The organism is Mesorhizobium sp. 1B3 (genome assembly GCF_050958605.1).
In the GTDB taxonomy this organism is placed as follows: Bacteria; Pseudomonadota; Alphaproteobacteria; order Rhizobiales; family Rhizobiaceae.
In genome coordinates this window covers 824,267-842,739 of sequence record NZ_JBJHDO010000002.1, presented here as the reverse complement: position 1 = coordinate 842,739, position 18,473 = coordinate 824,267, and the positions used below count along the sequence as shown (strand labels likewise).

General features: G+C 64.0%; 14 protein-coding genes. 3 read left to right on the top strand and 11 right to left on the bottom strand.

Annotated features, from left to right (window positions below):
* Positions 1-131: 131 nt before the first annotated feature.
* The 3 genes from hydA to ACCO56_RS08865 form a co-directional block, all read right to left on the bottom strand.
* Positions 132-1,583 (bottom strand): dihydropyrimidinase, encoded by a 1,452-nt coding sequence (gene hydA, locus ACCO56_RS08875; RefSeq protein WP_433639686.1) that lies wholly within the window; start codon positions 1,581-1,583, stop codon positions 132-134.
* Positions 1,584-1,646: 63 nt separating this feature from the next.
* Entirely contained in the window at positions 1,647-2,897 is a 1,251-nt protein-coding gene (locus ACCO56_RS08870; protein ID WP_433639685.1) for a Zn-dependent hydrolase, read from the bottom strand.
* Between the two features lie 72 nt (positions 2,898-2,969).
* Positions 2,970-4,298 carry an aspartate aminotransferase family protein gene (locus ACCO56_RS08865; protein ID WP_433639684.1) on the bottom strand — a complete coding sequence of 443 codons (1,329 nt, stop codon included), beginning with the start codon at positions 4,296-4,298 and terminating at the stop codon, positions 2,970-2,972.
* Positions 4,299-4,526: 228 nt separating this feature from the next.
* On the opposite strand from ACCO56_RS08865, the gene ACCO56_RS08860 reads away from it, so the two are divergent.
* Positions 4,527-5,165, top strand: a complete 639-nt coding sequence (locus tag ACCO56_RS08860; protein WP_433639683.1) for a TetR family transcriptional regulator C-terminal domain-containing protein — start codon at positions 4,527-4,529, stop codon at positions 5,163-5,165.
* A gap of 214 nt (positions 5,166-5,379) precedes the next feature.
* Here the strand turns inward: ACCO56_RS08860 and ACCO56_RS08855 are convergent, their stop codons facing one another.
* The 8 genes from ACCO56_RS08855 to ACCO56_RS08820 all read right to left on the bottom strand — a co-directional run bounded on the left by ACCO56_RS08855 (position 5,380) and on the right by ACCO56_RS08820 (position 15,995).
* On the bottom strand, positions 5,380-6,696 hold the full coding sequence (locus tag ACCO56_RS08855; protein WP_433639681.1) for a BatD family protein: 1,317 nt from the start codon (positions 6,694-6,696) through the stop codon (positions 5,380-5,382).
* Positions 6,693-8,258, bottom strand: coding sequence for a vWA domain-containing protein (locus tag ACCO56_RS08850; protein ID WP_433639678.1), 1,566 nt, complete (start codon positions 8,256-8,258; stop codon positions 6,693-6,695). Before ACCO56_RS08850 ends, ACCO56_RS08855 begins: the two co-directional genes overlap by 4 nt.
* Positions 8,255-9,262 (bottom strand): vWA domain-containing protein, encoded by a 1,008-nt coding sequence (locus ACCO56_RS08845; protein ID WP_433639676.1) that lies wholly within the window; start codon positions 9,260-9,262, stop codon positions 8,255-8,257. Before ACCO56_RS08845 ends, ACCO56_RS08850 begins: the two co-directional genes overlap by 4 nt.
* The gene (locus ACCO56_RS08840; RefSeq protein WP_433639674.1) at positions 9,249-9,800 is read right to left on the bottom strand and encodes a DUF4381 domain-containing protein; all 552 of its coding nucleotides are present in this window, start codon (positions 9,798-9,800) and stop codon (positions 9,249-9,251) included. The genes ACCO56_RS08845 and ACCO56_RS08840 overlap by 14 nt, the downstream gene beginning before the upstream one ends.
* Positions 9,779-10,783, bottom strand: coding sequence for a DUF58 domain-containing protein (locus ACCO56_RS08835; RefSeq protein WP_433639671.1), 1,005 nt, complete (start codon positions 10,781-10,783; stop codon positions 9,779-9,781). The genes ACCO56_RS08840 and ACCO56_RS08835 overlap by 22 nt, the downstream gene beginning before the upstream one ends.
* A gap of 10 nt (positions 10,784-10,793) precedes the next feature.
* The gene (locus ACCO56_RS08830) at positions 10,794-11,765 is read right to left on the bottom strand and encodes an AAA family ATPase (protein ID WP_433639669.1); all 972 of its coding nucleotides are present in this window, start codon (positions 11,763-11,765) and stop codon (positions 10,794-10,796) included.
* A 34-nt stretch (positions 11,766-11,799) separates the two neighbouring features.
* Entirely contained in the window at positions 11,800-14,307 is a 2,508-nt protein-coding gene (locus ACCO56_RS08825) for a fused MFS/spermidine synthase (protein ID WP_433639667.1), read from the bottom strand.
* Positions 14,308-14,399: 92 nt separating this feature from the next.
* Positions 14,400-15,995 carry an arylsulfatase gene (locus ACCO56_RS08820; protein ID WP_433639666.1) on the bottom strand — a complete coding sequence of 532 codons (1,596 nt, stop codon included), beginning with the start codon at positions 15,993-15,995 and terminating at the stop codon, positions 14,400-14,402.
* Positions 15,996-16,263: 268 nt separating this feature from the next.
* Between ACCO56_RS08820 and ACCO56_RS08815 the strand changes: the two genes are divergently transcribed.
* Together ACCO56_RS08815 and ACCO56_RS08810 are read left to right on the top strand one after the other, a co-directional pair.
* Positions 16,264-17,274, top strand: a complete 1,011-nt coding sequence (locus ACCO56_RS08815) for an HAD family hydrolase (protein ID WP_433639664.1) — start codon at positions 16,264-16,266, stop codon at positions 17,272-17,274.
* Between the two features lie 9 nt (positions 17,275-17,283).
* The gene (locus tag ACCO56_RS08810; protein WP_433639661.1) at positions 17,284-18,252 is read left to right on the top strand and encodes a formylglycine-generating enzyme family protein; all 969 of its coding nucleotides are present in this window, start codon (positions 17,284-17,286) and stop codon (positions 18,250-18,252) included.
* Positions 18,253-18,473 lie beyond the last annotated feature (221 nt).

The window sequence follows — 18,473 nt, the reverse complement described above, 5'->3', positions numbered from 1 at the left end:
GAATATGGCAAACACCGACAGCTCGGCGCAATGCCCGGCCGCGACATACGACTTCACACTTATCATCCCGCCCTCGTGTTACGCTGGGAACATCCATAAGCCGCGCCGCCGAGGCGCGGCGACCGCCCGCGTCAGACGCCGCTGGCAGGGATGCCGGTGCGCTCCACCTTGCGCGGCGCCACGACCTCCTTCCAGGTCGACAGCGCCCGGTTCACAGCGCCATGTGGCTCGCGCGCGACGAACTCGCCATGGCCGGGCTTGGTCTTGACGTCGCTTTCCTGGATCGCGAGCTCGCCGCGTGTGAAGACGAAGCGCGGCAGGCCCGTCACCTCGAAGCCCTCGAAGACGTTGTAGTCGATGACCGACTGCTGCTTGGCGGCGCTGATCGTCTTCTTGCGCTTGGGATCCCAGACGATGATGTCGGCATCGGCGCCTTCGACGATCGCGCCCTTCCTCGGATACATGTTGAGGATCTTGGCGATGTTGGTCGAGGTCACCGCGACGAACTCGTTCATCGTCAGCCGGCCCGTATTGACGCCCGCGGTCCACAGCACCGGCAGCCGGTCTTCCAGGCCGCCCGTGCCATTGGGGATCTTGGTGAAGTCGCCGACCCCGAAGCGCTTCTGCTCGGTCGTGAAGGCGCAATGATCGGTGGCCACGACCTGCAATGAACCCGCCTGAAGGCCTGCCCACAGAGAATCCTGATGCAGCTTGTTGCGGAACGGAGGGCTCATGACGCGTCGCGCCGCATGATCCCAGTCCTTGTCGAAATATTCGGTCTCGTCGAGCGTCAGGTGCTGTATGAGGGGTTCGCCATACACCCGCATGCCCTTATGGCGGGCGCGGCGGATGGCCTCGTGCGACTGCTCGCAGGAGACATGAACGACATAAAGCGGCGTGCCCGCCATGTCGGCGATCATGATCGCGCGGTTCGTCGCCTCGCCCTCGACCTCGGGCGGCCGCGAATAGGCATGCGCCTCCGGCCCGTCATTGCCCTCCGCCAGCAGCTTCTGCTGGAGCTGGGCGACGACGTCGCCATTCTCGGCATGGACGAGCGGCAGCGCACCCAGCGCCGCGCAGCGCTGGAACGACGAGTACATCTCGTCGTCATTGACCATCAGCGCGCCCTTATAGGCCATGAAATGCTTGAAGGACGTGATGCCCTTGTCGACGACCTCGGCCATCTCGTTGAAGACCTGCTCGCTCCACCAGGTGATGGCCATGTGGAAGGAGTAGTCGCAGGACGCCTTCGATGTCTTGTTGTCCCACATCTGCAGCGCTTCGAGCAGCGACTGGCCGGGCGACGGAAGGCAGAAATCGACGACGGTCGTGGTGCCGCCGGCCAGCGAGGCGCGCGTGCCGCTCTCGAAATCGTCGGCCGAGTAGGTGCCCATGAAGGGCATCTCGAGATGTGTGTGCGGGTCGATACCGCCCGGCATGACGTAGCAGCCGGTGGCGTCGAACTCGTGGTCGCCATGAAGACCCGGCCCGATGGCGACGATCTTCCCATGGCTGAACAGCACGTCGGCCTTCCACGTACGGTCGGCGGTGACGATCGTGCCGTTCCTGATAACTCTCGTCATTTCTGGTTCCCCTTGTTTTCCCGCGTTTTTTGCATCGCGTTGAAAGTGTGAGCGGATATTACCTCATTCGACGATCTCCGCCGTCTCGACCACGGCATGGAACAGCACGTCGGCGCCCGCCGCCGCCCATTCCTTGGAGATGTCCTCGGCCTCGTTGTGCGACAGGCCGTCGACGCATGGGCAGAAGACCATGGCGGTCGGCGTGACGCGGTTGATCCAGCAGGCGTCGTGACCGGCGCCGGCAATGATGTTGCGATGCGTGTAGCCGAGCCGCTCGGCCGCATCACGAACGGCCTTCACGCAGTTCTTGTCGAAAGCAACGGGATCGAAATGGCCGACCTGCTCGATCTCGTAGCCGATGTCGAGCGCCTCGCAGATCGTGTGGATGCCCTCCCGGATGCGCGCATCCATGGTATCGAGCACTTCCTTCTCGGGGGAGCGGATGTCGATGGTGAAGACGGTCTTGCCCGCGATGATGTTGCGCGAGTTCGGATAGACCTCCACGTGGCCGACCGCGCCGACGGCATCGGGCTGGTAGTCCATCGCGATCTCATGCACGAGTTCGGTGACGCGGGCCATGCCGAGGCCTGCATTCCGCCGCTTCGGCATCGGCGTCGAACCGGTATGGCTCTCCTTGCCGATAAGCGTGACCTGCAGCCATTTCAGCCCTTGGCCATGGGTGACCACGCCGATGTCGATGCCTTCATCCTCGAGGATCGGCCCTTGCTCGATATGGAGCTCGAAGAAGGCCTTCATCTTGCGCGAGCCCACGGGCTCGTCGCCCTTCCAGCCGATGCGCTCCAGCTCGTCGCCGAAGCGCTTGCCCTTCGCATCCCTACGGTCATAGGCCCATTCGAGCTCGTGAACCCCGGCGAAGACGCCGGACGCGATCATGGGCGGGGCGAAACGAGTGCCCTCCTCGTTGGTCCAGTTGGTGACAACGATCGGGTGCTTGGTCTTGATGCCGAGATCGTTGAGCGTGCGCACGACTTCCAGGCCGCCCAGCACTCCGAGCACGCCGTCGAACTTGCCGCCGGTCGGCTGCGTGTCGAGATGGCTGCCGACATAGACGGGCAAGGCCTCGGGGTCGGTGCCCTCCCGGCGGGCGAACATGGAGCCCATCTGGTCGACGGCCATCTCCAGGCCGGCCTCGTCGCACCACTTCTTGAAAAGCCGCCGCCCCTCGCCGTCCTCGTCGGTCAGCGTCTGGCGGTTATTGCCGCCCGCGACGCCCGGGCCGATCTTCGCCATTTCCATCAGCGAATCCCACAAACGGTCTGAATTGATTCGCAGATTTTCGCCGGGGGCGGCCATTCCTGTAGTCCTTGTCCTTCAAGCGGTTGAAGAGGTCGGCGGCTGCCCGCCGACCTCCGACAGGCCGAAGCCTCAGTCGATCAGTCTCAGCACTTCCCGTACATGGTCGATCAGTTCGTTGATCTGTCCCTTGCTGATGATCAGCGGAGGCGACAAGGCGATGATATCGCCGGTCGTGCGGATCAGCGCTCCTCGCTCGAATGCCTTCACGAAGGCGGAGAAGGCGCGTTTCGACGGCTGACCGGCAATCGGCTCCAGCTCGATTGCGCCGATCAGGCCGATGTTGCGGATGTCGATGACATGCGGCTCGCCCTTCAGCGAATGCAGCGCGTCGGCCCAATAGTCTTCCAGCTCGGCGCCCCGCGTGAGCAGGCCTTCCTCCTTGTAGGTGTCGAGCGCACCGAGAGCCGCCGCGCAGGCGATCGGATTGCCCGAATAGGTGTAGCCATGGAAGAACTCGATGAGATGCTCAGGCCCGGTCATGAAGACGTCGTGGATCTCCTTCTTCACGAACACCGCGCCCATCGGGATGACGCCGTTGGACACGCCTTTCGCCGTGGTGATGATATCAGGCGTCACGCCGAAATAGTCGGCGGCGAACGGAGTGCCCAGACGACCGAAACCGGTGATCACCTCGTCGAAAATGAGAAGGATGCCGTGTTTGTCGCAGATCTCGCGCAGGCGCTTGAGATAGCCTTTCGGCGGGATCAGCACGCCGGTGGAGCCTGCCACCGGCTCGACGATGACGGCGGCGATAGTCGAGGCGTCGTGGAGCGCGACGATGCGCTCAAGCTCGTTGGCGAGTTCTACGCCGTGTTCCGGCTCGCCGCGGGTGAAGGCGTTCTTCTCCGGCAGATGGGTGTGCGGCAGATGATCGACCCCTGTGAGCAGCGAGCCGAACATCTTGCGATTGCTGACGATGCCGCCGACCGAAATACCGCCGAAATTCACGCCGTGATAGCCGCGCTCGCGGCCGATCAGCCTGGTCCGCGATCCGTCGCCCTTAGCCCGATGATATGCGATCGCCATCTTGAGTGCGGTATCGACCGATTCCGAGCCGGAATTGGTGAAGAACACATGGTTCATTCCGGCGGGCGCGATGTCGACCAACCGGTTGGCCAGTTCGAAAACGATCGGATGGCCCATCTGGAAAGCCGGCGCATAGTCGAGCTCGCCTGCCTGAGCACGGATCGCCTCGGTGATCTTCGGCCGGCAATGGCCGGCATTGACGCACCACAGACCAGCAGTACCGTCCAGGATCTGACGACCGTCGCTGGCGGTATAGTGCATGTCTTTCGCGGCAACCAGCATCCGCGGCGCCTGCTTGAACTGCCGGTTTGCCGTAAAAGGCATCCAGAATGCGCTGAGATCGTTCGGCGTGACTTTCAGCCGGTTCGACATGACCAAGCTTTCCTTTCAGTCTCTCGTTTCGCTACGGCCAACGCTTGGTCTTCGTCATAATTTCGTGCTACGCAAATTTTTGACCGATTGGACAAACGTTAGCACCGCTGCTTTGGCGGTCAAGGAAATAGTACCGGAAATGTCCGACCGAAGGCGCGTTCCACAGTCCGGGATAAACTGGTCCAGTCTATTGGGCCACAGCACCCGTCTTTCGGCGGCGGGAAGGACATGACGGTGGACACAGTCACGCCGCGGCGGCGCACGCGCATCCAGCAGGAAAAGCGCGAAGTCATTCTGGAGGCGGCGCTGGAAGTCTTTTCCGCGCATGGGTTCCGCGGCTCCACCATCGACCAGATCGCCGAAGCCGCCGGCATGTCGAAACCCAACCTTCTCTATTACTTCCGCAGCAAGGAAGACATCCACCGGACCTTGCTCCAGCGCCTGCTCGACACCTGGCTGGCGCCGCTTCGCGAGCTCGACGACATCGGCGACCCCATGACGGAGCTGCGCAGCTACATCCGCCGCAAGCTCGAGATGGCCCGCGACTATCCAAGGGAGAGCAGGCTGTTCGCCAATGAGATCATCCAGGGCGCGCCGCGCATCATGCCGATGCTGGAAGGCGAGCTGAAGACGTTGGTCGATGAAAAGGCGGAGGTGATGAAGGGCTGGATGCACGCCGGCAAGATCGCCCCCACCGATCCCTGGCATCTCATCTTCTCGATCTGGGCGACCACGCAGCACTACGCCGATTTCGACGTCCAGGTCCGCGCAGTGCTCGGGCCGGACCGCGGCGGCGAAGGCCGCTTCGAGGACGCGGCCCGTTTCCTCGAGCAGCTTTATCTGGAAGGTTTGAGGCCGAAGGGGTGATGCCGGGAGTCGGTGATCGACCGTCGTGTCCGTCGCGCCCCCCTCTGTCCTGCCGGACATCTCCCCCACAAGGGGGGAGATTGGCTTTCATGCATGGTTTCGCTAATCGTGGACGTGACAGAAGAGGCGCCGACATCAAAGCTGCCAATCTCCCCCCTTGTGGGGGAGATGTCCGGCAGGACAGAGGGGGGTGCGCCAGCCGCGACCGACGCGATCACGGGTTCAGCTCCGGAAGCGCGGGAAGGCGCACCGCTCGGGTCGGCTTCCTTGCCAGCCAGGCGGCGCGCGCCCGGGCGATGGCTGCGTTGAGCGCGCGCAGGTCCGCAGCGCCGCCTTGCCCGGCACCGAACGTCGCTTTCTCGAAGCGCTTGAACTCCTGCTGCACAGCGGCGTCGCCTGTCCCCTGCAGCCAGCTTCCCACCGGAGCGATACCGGCGCGCCGGGCCCAGGCGTCTAGCGCCGCGTAAGCCGAAAGGGGGTCGCCGGCCCGGCAAGCTTTTTCGAACCGGGCGAAATAGGCCGTTTCGGTATGTTCCTCTTCGCCGCGGCGCCTGGCCCGCCATGCCAGAAAATGCGGCCACAACCACCGGGCAAGCCAGCCGATCAGCACGAGCGCCACCAGCACCCCCGTACCCCACAACGCATAACTCGGCCAGTCCCGCGGGACGGCATCGGTCGGCTCGGCCTGTGAGGGCGGCGCGATGGCAGGATGGAACGCGGGGCTTGCGGCGACGGTCGCAGTGAAGCCCGGCGCGGTCGCGACGTCGTTCTTGTTCGCCGCCGGGTCGAACCACGAGATCTCCACGGCGGGCAAGGCGTAGGTTCCAGCCTTTTCGAAACCGTAGGTGACCTTGTCGACCCGCCTGCCGATCGAGAGGCCGCCGGAGGAATCGTCGGTGAGGACGGGGTCGTGCGGATAGATGCGCACTCCCTCCGGCGCCGTGAACTCCGGCGTGGGGATCATCATTGCCGGCATTCCCGTGGCCGTGACCGTCACCGTGCGGACAAGCGTGTCGCCGGCCCTGAGGCTTGCCGGATCGGGGTCGAGCGCCTGCTCGACGGTCAGCCCGCTCGCCGCGACCGCATCGGGCGCGGCACCCGCGGGAGCTGTCACGGTGAATACCGTGGGAGGGAGCGTAACCGAGCCGGGGGTCGATTGGCCGGGGACCGCGGCATAATTGAAGGTGATGCGGGCCGGCGGCAGCGTAAATGTTCCCGCCAGCTGTGGCGTGACGAGATAGATGCGGCGAATACCGGCATAGGTTTCGCCGTCGACGGTTTCGGTCATGTTCTGCGCTCGCGCGTCCGAGAGCGTGACCACGGCGTTTGGCAGATCGAAGAGCGGGAACTGCGGCGGCGACAAGAAGAAATTCGGGGCGAGGACATCCACCTGGATCTGGATCTGCTGTCCGGCGACGATCGGCTGCTGCGTGACGACCTGCGCCCGGATGATGGGATCGGCCGCCCAGAGCGCAGTCGGCACCACAAGCAGAATAGTGAGGGCCAGCACGCGAAGAAGGCCGGACATCATCGGCTCCCCTGCGCTTCGATGGCAAATTTCCTGGCAAGCAGGTCGGTCGGTGTGACTTGGATATTCTTCATCCACATCTCCGCCGTCTGTTGGCCAAGCTCGATCTGCGCCTCCTTGCCTTTCTCGCCCTTTTTGTCGAATTGCACCGCGTCGGGCTTGAGGTTAGGCGCCTCCTCCTGCTCATCGTCGTCCTTCTTGCGGTCGGCGATGAGCTTCTCGACTATCGCGAGGTTTTCTTCGGCTTCCCCCCAGCCTGATCTCAGCTTCAGGGCCTCCTTGTAGCTCGCGGCAGCCTCGTCGAGCTTGCCGAGCCGCGCCAGTGCGTCGCCTTGGTTAAAGTAACTTTCGGCGCTCCTCACCTGGGCGAAGGCATCGACCGCCTCGCCGAACTTGCCGGCCCGATAGAGCGCCACGCCGCGCCACATCGGATCGGAAAACAGCGTCGCCGCGCGCTCATAATCCCGATTCTCGAAGGCACGCCGCCCTTGCTGATCAGGCGTCAGCCACATGCTCGCGAAATCGAACTCCAACGCCTCGGCGCGGACGGGCGCGGCGAGCACGGCGGCGGCCAGCATTATGCCGGCCCAATGGACCGACCAGCCGCGGCGGAACCAGAAGGCGCAGAGCAGGGCGACCGGAATGGTGAGCCACCAGCCGAAATCGCGCCAATGCGTGGCGCCCTCCGCAAGCCGTGCCTCCAGATGGGTGCGCGTGCGCGCCGCGATCCATTTCACGTCGCTGTCGTCGAGGGTGACCGTGGCGACCCGGACGCCCGCTTCGCGCTCCAGGGCCTGCAACTGGCCGACATCGAGCTTGACCGTCATCCGTCCGCCGGTCGCATCGGTCAGAAACGTTCCCTCCCCCGTCTTGATCGGTCCGCCCTCCGCGGTCCCGACGCCAAGCACCATGATCTCCTTGTCGCCGGCATGCTTTTTGAAAGCATCGAAAGCCGCCGGTTCGATGCCGTCGGTCAGGAAGAGGATCGTGCCGGGCACGTCTTCCCCGGCAAGGCTCGCGTCGACCAGTTGCAGCGCCTTGGCCGTGTCCTTGCCTGGGACCGGCATGATGCGTGTTTCCAGCGAGGCGACATACGTCTGCACCAGCTTGGCGTCCTCGGTCAGCGGCAGGACCATATGCGCCGATCCGGCATAGGCGAAGACGGCGGTGCGGGCTCCTGGGCGCAGCTTCAGGAGATCCTGCACCTTGAGCTTGACCCGCTCCAGTCGGGTCGGGGTGATGTCGATGGCATCCATGCCTTGCGACAGGTCGATGACCAAAGCGAGCGGCGCCTTGTCCTCCACGAACGGCGGCTGCTCGCGCTGCCATGTCGGCCCGGCCGCAGCGATGGCTCCGAGTGCGATGCACAGGGCTATGTAATGCGGCGGCCGTATCCTCCTGCTTGCATGCCTGTCGATCAGCAGGTGGTCGAGCAGGTGCGGGACAATGATGTCGCGCCAGCGGGACCGAACGTCGCTGCGACGCGCGACAAGCCAGACCAAGGCGAATGCGGCGACAAGGGCGAGAAGCCACCACGGCCGAAGGAAATGGAAATCGCCGATCATGCCCCGCCCTCGCCCGGCTGCGCCGGCCTGCGCCTCCAACCGGTCCAAAGCCAGGTGATCAGGTGATAGGCGATGAGCAACAGCAGCGCCGCGCCGAGCGGATAATGGAAAAGCTCGATCCTCGGCCGCCATGAAAGGGTGGTCTGTTTCGTGGGCGTGATCCTGTCGAGCGTCGCATAGACCTCGGCAAGCTGGTTCTGGTCCTCGCCGAAGAAGTAGCGCCCGCCGGTTGCAGCGGCGATCCCTTGCAGCGCCGCCACGTCGAGCTTGTCCTCACCCGTGGCATCGGGATCGCCGATGCCGACGGTGTGGACCACGATTCCGTTCTGCTTGGCGATATCGGCAGCGCGGTCCGGCGGCATCTTGCTCGCCGTGTCGTTGCCGTCGGTCAGCACGACCAGCACTTTTTCGGGCGCCTTGCTCTCGGCGAACATCTTGATGGCGAGGCCGATCGAGTCGCCGAGCGCCGTCCGAGGTCCCGCCATTTCCGGCAGGGTCCCCTCGATCATGGTCTCGACAGTGGCATGATCCAAGGTGAAAGGCACGAGCGGATAGGGTGCGTCTCCAAAGGCGATCAGTCCGATCCGGTCACCCCGCCGGCGCTTGACGAAGTCGGCGACCACCTGCCGCACAGCCGCGACGCGGGTTTCCATCTGCCCGTCGGGAGAACGGAAGTCCCTGGTGTCCATCGATTGGGAGAGGTCGAGCGAAAGCATGAGATCGCGCTGCGGCTCGGTCTTTTCGATCGGCGGCTCGACATATTGCGGCCTCGCCAGCGCCAGCACGACAAGCACCCAGCAGATCGGCGCGAGGAGTATCTGGGCCCAGGTCTTGCGCGGCACGACCGAACCTTGCGTGGGCACAAGGCCCGCGGCCTCAGCCACCTCGTCGAAGAACGGGATGCGCACCGAGGCGGTTTCCTCGCGATAGGCCGGCACCAGCCACCAGACGAGCAGCGGCAAGGGCAGGACGGCGAGCAGCCATGGATAGTCAAGCTGGTACAACGTGTCCCTCGATCCATTGGCGGACGGAACGGGCGAACATTCTGGCTTCGTCGTCGCTGACGGCCACCAACGTCGCCGGCGGCCGGTATTCCAAATCGTCGAGCAGGCGAGCGGCCTTCCCTGCAAAGAACTCTTGTCCTCCATGTCCGCGCATGAACTCGATCCATGCAACGCCGCTGAGCGAGGCGACAGCCTCGCGTGGCCATGCCGCCAGCGCGACGCGCTTGAGCAGTTCCGGCATCGCCGCCAGCGCACTCCCGCGCGTCGCGGTATTGTGGAGATCGGCTTCGATCGCAGCGAGATCGGCGAGCGCCTCGCGGCGGTAGCGGTTCGCCTCGTAACGGCGCCGCCATCTTATGAAGCCCATCGCTGCCGCGCCGAGAAGGATAAGCGCCAGGACGACCCAACCCCATGTCTGAGGCCACCACGAGACGGGCGGCGGCATGACGATGTCGGCCAGTTGCTCCAGCGCCAGACGCGTTGTCGGGTCAAGTTGCTGGCTGGCCGGTTCCACCGCTACCGCCTTCTCTGCCGCCATGCGAGCTGCGCAAGCAGGCGCCGCAGTTGCGGCGCCGTCTCTTCGGCCGCCGAGAGCAGCAGCATGGGCAGGCCGAGCTCCTGTTGCCAGGCGTTGAACTCCTCGCCGCGGCGGCGCGCGAATTCGGCTATGCCGCTGCGTGTCGGCCCATGGCCGAGCGGCAGCTCGACCTGGAGACCACCGCCGCTGACGACGACATTGGCGTTGCCGGGCAGCTCGAGCAGGAATGGATCATACACCAGGATCGCCACCACATCGTTGCTGATCGTCAGCCGCAGCAGAAGATCACGCGTGCGCGCGCCGTGGCCTTCGAAGTCGCTGATGACGATGACCAGATGATCGTGCACGGCAACGTTGGCTACCTTCTCCAGCGCGAGGTCGAGCTGGCCGGAGCCTCGCGGCGCGGTCGAATCCGCGCGCAGCTCAGCATTCTGCCGCGCGATCGCGCCTGCCAGTTCGATCACCGCCTCGCGGCTGCGATGCGGACGAAGCTCGTCAATCCGGCTGTCGTTGAAGACGAAACCGCCGACCCGGTCCCCTAGGTCCATAATCCGCCAAGCCGAAAGCGCGGCGGCCTCCGCGGCCGTGACCGACTTCATCCGCTGGCGAGTGCCGAAGAACATGTTCATGCGCTGGTCGACGACGATCAGGGCCGGCCGGTCCTTCTCTTCGTCGAACACGCGGACGAAGGGTTTTCCCGCGCGGGCGGTTACGCGCCAGTCGATGGTGCGGATGTCGTCGCCCGGCAGATATTCACGCAATTCCTCGAAGGCGAGCCCCCTGCCGCGCACCTGCGAGGCATGCCGGCCGGCCAGGATGCGATGGACAGCCTGTTTGCGCGCGAAGTTGAAGTCGCGCGCGGAGGCTTCGAGAGCGACGAGGTTCTCGACGGAGGCATAGACGCCGGCCGTAGGAGCGTCCGGAGAGAGCTGCGGCCGAGCGATGCCTGTGGACCTTCCCAATGCTGCGAAGGACAGGCCCATCGCCACCTCCTCACGCCACCGCCACGAGCTCGACGACGCGGTCGATCACCTTGTTGGCCGTCACCCCCGCGGCATGGGCCTCGTAGGACAGGATCAGACGGTGACGGAACACGTCGTGGACGATGGCCTTGACGTCGTCCGGCGTGACGTAGTCGCGCCCGTGCATCCAGGCATGGGAACGCGAAACCTTGTCGAGCGCAAGCGACCCGCGCGGGCTGGCCCCGACTTGCAGCCAGGTGCCGAGATCCTTGTCCAGCTTGCCGGGTTCGCGTGTCGCATAGACCAAGGCAACGATATATTTTTCGACCGGCTCGGAAACGGCGATGCCCGTGATCTCCTTCCGGGCTTCGAAGATTGCCTTCGGATCGAGCTTCTGCTCGGCTTTGCCGGCGGCCTTGTTCTGCGTCTCCTCGCTGCGGTTGAGGCGCATGATCTCGGCCTCGGCCGAGCGGTCCGGGTAATCCACCTGAACATGCATGAGGAAACGGTCGAGCTGTGCCTCGGGCAGCGGATAGGTCCCTTCCTGCTCGATGGGATTCTGCGTGGCCATCACCAGGAAAAGCTCGGGCAAGACGTGGCTTTTGCCGCCGATCGTCACCTGCCGCTCCTCCATCGCTTCGAGCAGCGCCGACTGCACCTTGGCCGGTGCACGGTTGATCTCGTCGGCCAGGATGAGATTGGCGAAGACCGGTCCTTGCTGGAACTGGAATGTACCCTTGCCGCCTTCGGAGAAATAGACCTCGGAGCCAGTGATGTCGGACGGCAGGAGGTCGGGCGTGAACTGGATGCGTGACAGCTCGGCATCGAGGTTCTTCGCAAGGCTCTTGATGGCCCGTGTCTTGGCCAACCCTGGCAGACCTTCCACCAACAGATGGCCGTTGCTCAGCAGGCCAAGCAGCAGCCGCTCGATCATCGCCTCCTGGCCGATGATCGACTGGCCGATACGCTTCCCCAACGCGTCGATCTCTTCACGGGCGCCCATTCGTCTCTCTCCCACCGGGACATGCAGTCCCGCGCTACGGATCCTGACCGGTCGAGAACCAATCGTAGTAAGCATTGCCGCCGCCGGCCGCGGTAAGCTTGTCCATCTGGCTGTTCCAGCCGCGCCGATCGCCGATATAGGCATAGACGCCGGCCTGATAGAAAGTATCGAGCAGGTCGCGCTCGCGACGCAATTCCGTCTGGAAGCCGGTACCGGCTCCGATCACGGGCACGTCGCCACGCAGGGCGAACAATTCGACAAGGACGGGGGTGAATTCGTCGCGCCGGACCCAGGTCGCGTATTCGATCGTCGGCCGGTCGTCGGTGACGGGCGGCGCGTCCGCCGCAAAGCGGGCAAGGCCTTCCCTGTCGGTGATCCAGGTCGCGAGCAATGCGGCCGGCGACGTGATGCCCACCTCCTCCAGAGAAGCGCGAACAGCCTGCTCGCCGAAGCGGCGGGAGATGGTGGCGAGGTCGAGCGGCATCGGCTGCTGCGACCCGATCAACAGCATCTCGTGAAGCTCGGTGGTCCATAGGCTCGCATGAGGGAAGACATCGATGAAGCTCTTCACCAGCGAGCGCGTGTCCTCGGCATTCTGGGTCGGGAGCGGCAGCCATTGCGCTACCATGCCACCGGGCTTTAGCCGCGAGGCGGCCAGGCGATAGAAGTCCGTCGAGTAGAGATTGGCCACGCCCGCCGCCGACGGCGGCGGCGGCTCCAGTGTGACCAGGTCGTAGGTCTCCTCGCTGCCGAGCAGTTCTCGCCGGCCGTCGCGCAGGCGGATGTCGACGCGCGGATCGTTCTGGATGTGATAATTGCCGCTGAAAACAGCGGACGCGTCGAGCACGCCAGGCAACAGTTCGGCCACGACACGTCGTTCGAGCGATGGGATGGTCAAGGTCGCTCCGGCGGTGATGCCCGTGCCAAGCCCCACCACAAGCACCGACTCCGGGTCGTTCTTTCCAGTGATCAGCGGCAGCAGCGCCTGGAGACGCATGTAGCGTAGAGAAGGCAGGGAGTCGCCGGTATTGGAGACACCCTGGATATAGAGGCGCCGAAAGCGCTTTCCCTCCTGGCCCTGCTCGACCACGGCCACTGTCGCGCCCCTGCCCTCCCGATAGAAGACGAGTTCTTTCGCGCGAGCGCCGGGCAGCAGCGTTGCCAGGCGGTCGGCGGGTATGGCCAAGCCGATGACGCATGCGGCGACGCCGATCGCGATCGCGCCGAGAAGCGGGCGCCGGCCTGCGCCGCGCATCGCCGCGATCACACCGACGAGCGCGGCTGCGAAAGCCAGCAGGCCGAGTGTGCGGACAATACCGAGTTGCGGCACGAGCACGAATCCGGTCAGGACGGTTCCGGCAATGCCGCCCAGCGTGTTGAGCGCCGTCACCGTGCCCACTCCCTGCCCGACATGGCCTTCGCCGACGGCGAGGCGCAGTGCCGCCGGGAAAGCGGCGCCGAGCAGCAGCGTCGGAAGGAACACGATCGTGATCGCCGCCGCTGCAAAGCGCGCGCACATGCCGGCGAGTTCGTTGCCGGTCAGCCTCAGCGCGAGCCCGTCGGCCGCGGCCTGGAACCGGATCAGCCAATCACCGAGAAAGGCGATCTCGGCCAGGGCGACCAGGCCGGCAAGAGCGATGAGCAGGCCGAAAACACCCCAGGGATTACGCACCCTGTCAGCCCAACGAGCGTAAAGCGCTGCGCCGAGCGCAAGGCCGGCGAGATAAGTCGCGAGCACCACCGAGAAGGCGAAGGCGCGGGTGCTCATGAATTGGACGATCGATTGCGACCAGACGACTTCGTAGCCGAGCGCGATGCCGCCGGCGACTGCATAAAGGCCGATTGCAAGACGCGCGTCGTTGGAGAATGGAGCGGCGGTCTGCGCGGCTCGTCGCGCTAAGGCAACCGGCGCGCGTCGATCCAGGAAAAATGCACCCAGCGCCGCGGCAAGCCCGATCGTCGCGGCTGCGAAGCCGGTGCCTGTCAGCCCGAGGCTCGGAATGAACAGAAAGGACGAAAGGATCGCGCCGCCGATCGCGCCGAGCGTATTGGCGGCGTAGAGACGGCCCCCATTCCAGCCGATCGTTTTGGTCGTGCTGGTCAGCGAACGGACCAGCGCCGGCAGCGTGCCGCCCATCAGGCAGGCGGGGATGCCGACGAGCAGGAAAACCATGGACCAGGCTAACGGTGCTGCGATGGTTTCGAGTGTCACGAACACGGGAGCAGCTCGGGCCAGCGCGAGCGTGGCGGCAATACCCAGCAGGGCGACCCCTGCTTCCAGCATGGCATAAAGGAGGAAGGGTCGGGCCGTACGGTCGGCGACGCGCCCCAATAGAAGCCCGCCTATGGCGAGTCCTGCGAAGAAAGCGGCGACGACCGCCGTGACGGCGTGGATATCTACACCCACGACGACGGAAAGCTGCTTGATCCAGAGCACCTGGAAAATCAGGGCAGTCAGCCCCGAACCGAACAGCAGCAAGGCGGGCAGCACGAAGCTCATAGCCGCGGCGCGAGTCGTCGCCTGTGGCTGCCCCATCTTCATCCGTCGGCTTGCTGCTTTCATTCGGGGACGCAATCGCTCTTCGACGTCCGCCGGCACGCCAAAGGCGCACCGGCGGATATATCATGTTAGGATTACTGTGCCGGAGCCGCTTCCTTCATCTTCTCGGCGATCTTTGCCCTGACATCAGTCACGATCTGGTCCACCGAGAAGCTCGCCGGCGGCTGGCTCGGCGGATACTCGACGAACGTCTCGAGGAACGCCGCAGACCTCGCAACTGCGTCCGCGAAGAGATAGGCATTCTCCACCCGCCACTGATCGTAGCCGCTGCCGGAGATGTCGGCGTGCTCGTAAGGGTCCATCCTGAGATTGTACATCTTGGGCACCCGCAAGCAGGTAAACGGATTAGCCCAGATATCGAACTGGCCCGGCTGCTTCTGCTCGCAGAAGACGAACTTCCAATTGTCGAAGCGCATGGCAACCAGTTCGGAGTCGTCGTTGAAATAATAGAACTCCGTGCGTTCGCCCTTGGGCTGATCGCCGGTCAGGTAGGGCAACTGGTTGTAGCCGTCCAGATGGACCTTGAAGTCCTTGTCCCCGACTTTCGTACCCTTCAACAGTCGATCCTTGATGTCCGTATCGCCCGCGGCCGCAAGAAGCGTCGGGAACCAGTCGAGCCCGGAAAACATCTCGTTGGATACAGAACCAGGTTCGATCTTGCCTGGCCAACGGATCATGGCCGGCACGCGGAACGCACCTTCCCAGTTGGAGTCCTTTTCACTGCGGAACGGCGTGGTCGCCGCGTCCGGCCAGGTGAAGGCGTTCGGCCCGTTGTCGGTCGTGAAGACGACGATCGTATTGTCGGCGATCTTCAGGTCCTCGAGCGTCTGCAGCAATTTTCCGACGTTCTGGTCCATTTCCCACATGCCGTCGGCATAGAAATAGCCCTTGCCCAGCCCTGCTTTGCCCTCATATTCCGGGCGAACATGGGTGAAGATGTGCATTCGCGTAAAGTTCATCCAGGTGAAGAAGGGTTCTCCAGCCTCGGCCTGCTTCTTGATGTAGTCGATCGCCGCGCCCGTGGTCTCGTCGTCGATCGTCTCCATGCGCTTGACGGTGAGGGGGCCGGTGTCCTCGACCTTGCCGTCGGCAGTGGCCTTCAAGACACCCCGCGGGTTGTAGAGTTTGAGGAAGGCCTGGTCGTTCGCCGGCCAATAGGGCCGCTCCGGCTCCTCCTCGGCATTGAGGTGATAGAGATTGCCGAAGAACTCGTCGAAACCGTGCGCGGTAGGTAGATACTCGTCACGATCACCCAGGTGGTTCTTGCCGAATTGAGCCGTGCCGTAGCCAAGCGGCTTGAGCGCCTGGGCTATGGTGATATCCCGATCCTGCAGGCCGACCGGTGCTCCGGGAACACCGACCTTCGAGAGCCCCGTCCGCCAAGGCGTCTGCCCTGTGATGAAAGACGAGCGTCCGGCAGTACAACTGTTCTCGGCATAGTAGTCCGTGAACATCATGCCTTCATTGGCTATACGGTCGATGTTGGGTGTCTTGTAACCCATCAAGCCGTGCGTGTAGGCGCTGATGTTGGACTGGCCGACATCGTCGCCGAAGATGACCAGGATATTGGGTTTTTGAGCAGCTTGGTCCTGGGCGTATGACGTCGCCCCCACGACCAGGGCGCTTGCCGCCGCAAGCAGCATCGCCCCTAGTTTCGTTCTCTTCCGCATTTCGAACCTCCTGAAAACAAGCGTTCCGAGGACCGTGCCCGGAGGGCATGTTCCGAGACGTGGGCAGCCTAGTGTCGCCAAGCTGCACGCGAAAGTTTGTTACTGTAACAATGGGGTATGCGTGGCATTGTACGGCCAAGATGCGTGTCGGGTCAGGAGTTGCCCTCCTCTGTTACTGTTAAGCTCTGGCCCTCGATACAATCAGCGACGTACAATTCCTTTTGATGACTGCGGATGCCGCGATAACCAGCACAAGGGAGAGAGTTCGATGGCCGAACGGATCGTGAGATTTCTGAAGGGCTGGTCGGTCGTCCCTCTGCTGCTTCTGATCCTGATCTGCGCGGCACAGGCGCAATCCGATCCGCTGCCCTCCTGGAAGGACGGCCAGGTGAAATCCGCAATTACCGACTTTGTGGAGCGCGTTACCACGGAGGGCGGCGCCGATTTCGTCAAGCCCGAAGAGCGCATCGCCGTCTTCGACAATGACGGGACGCTATGGGCGGAGCAGCCGGTCTATTTTCAGTTGGCTTTCGCGCTGGATCGCATCAAGGCGATGGCGCCCGACCATCCGGAATGGAAGACCACGGAGCCATTCAAATCGGCCATCGCCGGTGATCCGAAAGGGCTCGCTGCCGCGGGCGAGAAGGGATTGGTCGAAATCGTGGCGGCGACCCATAGCGGGATCACCACCACGGAGTTTTCGAAACTGGTGGCAGGCTGGGTCGAGACCGCCCGGCACCCACGTTTCGATCGTCCCTATACCGAGCTGGTATACCAGCCGATGCTGGAGTTGCTCGGCTATCTGCGCGACAACGGCTTCAAGACCTTCATCGTGTCTGGTGGCGGCGTCGAATTCATGCGGGTTTTCGCGGAGCGTGTCTACGGAATACCGCCCGAGCAGGTAGTCGGCTCATCCGGCATCGTGAAGTTCGAACTCGGCCCCGACGGCAAGCCCGCGCTGGTCAAGGAGCCCAAGGTCGAATTTGTCGACGACGGTCCCGGCAAGCCGGTCGGCATCAATCGCTTCATCGGGCGCCGCCCGATCTTCGCCTTCGGCAATTCGGACGGCGACCAACAGATGCTGGAATGGACGGCGGCCGGCGACGGCGCCCGCTTCATGGGCATCGTCCATCACACGGACGCCGATCGAGAATGGGCCTATGATCGGCAATCGCATATCGGTAAGCTCGACAAGGCGCTCGACGAGGGCATGGCCAAGGGCTGGACGATCGTCGACATGAAGTCCGACTGGCTCAACGTTTTCCCGGCGGCGAAATAGAGACGCACCATGAACAAAAACGTCCAGCCTCCCGCAGACCTCCATGCCGACATGGTGTGGATCGAGGGCGGCACGTTCCGGATGGGATCTGACAAGCACTATCCCGAGGAAAAGCCCGTGCACCGCGCCGAGGTGGATGGTTTCTTCATGGACAAGACCCCTGTCACCAACCGGCAATTTCGGCGCTTCGTCGAGGCGACCGGGCATGTGACCTTCGCCGAGATACCGCCCAACCCCGCCGACTATCCGGGCGCCCTGCCCCACATGCTCAAGGCCGGATCGCTGGTCTTCACGCCGCCGCGGGGACCGGTCGATCTTCGCAACTGGGGCCAGTGGTGGGATTTCAAGTTCCGCGCCAACTGGCGCAGGCCCTACGGGCCGGGCAGCAGCATCAAAGGTCTCGACGACCACCCCGTTGTCCACGTCGCCTATTCGGACGCCCTTGCCTATGCGCAATGGGCGGGTAAGGATCTGCCGACCGAGGCCGAATGGGAATTCGCCGCACGCGCCGGGCTGGAGGGTGCCGAATTCGCCTGGGGCGACGAGTTCACACCGGGCGGCCGCCACATGGCGAACACCTGGCAGGGAATGTTCCCGCATGAAAACCTCAGGAGCGACGGCTTCGAACGGACCTCTCCCGTCACGACCTTTCCCCCGAACGCCTACGGGCTTTACGACATGATCGGCAATGTCTGGGAATGGACGAGCGATTTCTGGTCGAGCCGCCATCCCGAAGACGCGCCGAAGGCCTGCTGCGTGCCGGTCAATCCTCGCGGCGGCCCGATCGAGAACAGCTACGACCCCCAACAGCCGCACGTAAGGATACCGCGCAAGGTCCTGAAAGGCGGCTCACATCTGTGCGCCCCCAACTACTGCCGCCGCTATCGGCCTGCAGCCCGCCACGCGGAACCGATCGACACTTCCACCAGCCATGTCGGCTTCCGCTGCGTCGTGAGGAAAGCAGGCGCGGGTGCGTAGAGCCTTCGCCGGCTTGATTTAGTGGCGAGCAGGTCGCTGACCGCTCGCGCCGCGCCTAGCCACCCCCCTCTGTCCTGCCGGACATCTCCCCCACACGGGGGAGATTGGCAGCTTTGACATCGGCGCGTCTTCTGCCACGTCGACGATTGGCGAAACCATGCGTGACAGCCAATCTCCAAACTTGTGGGGAGATGCCCGGCAGGGCAGAAAGGGGGTGTTGC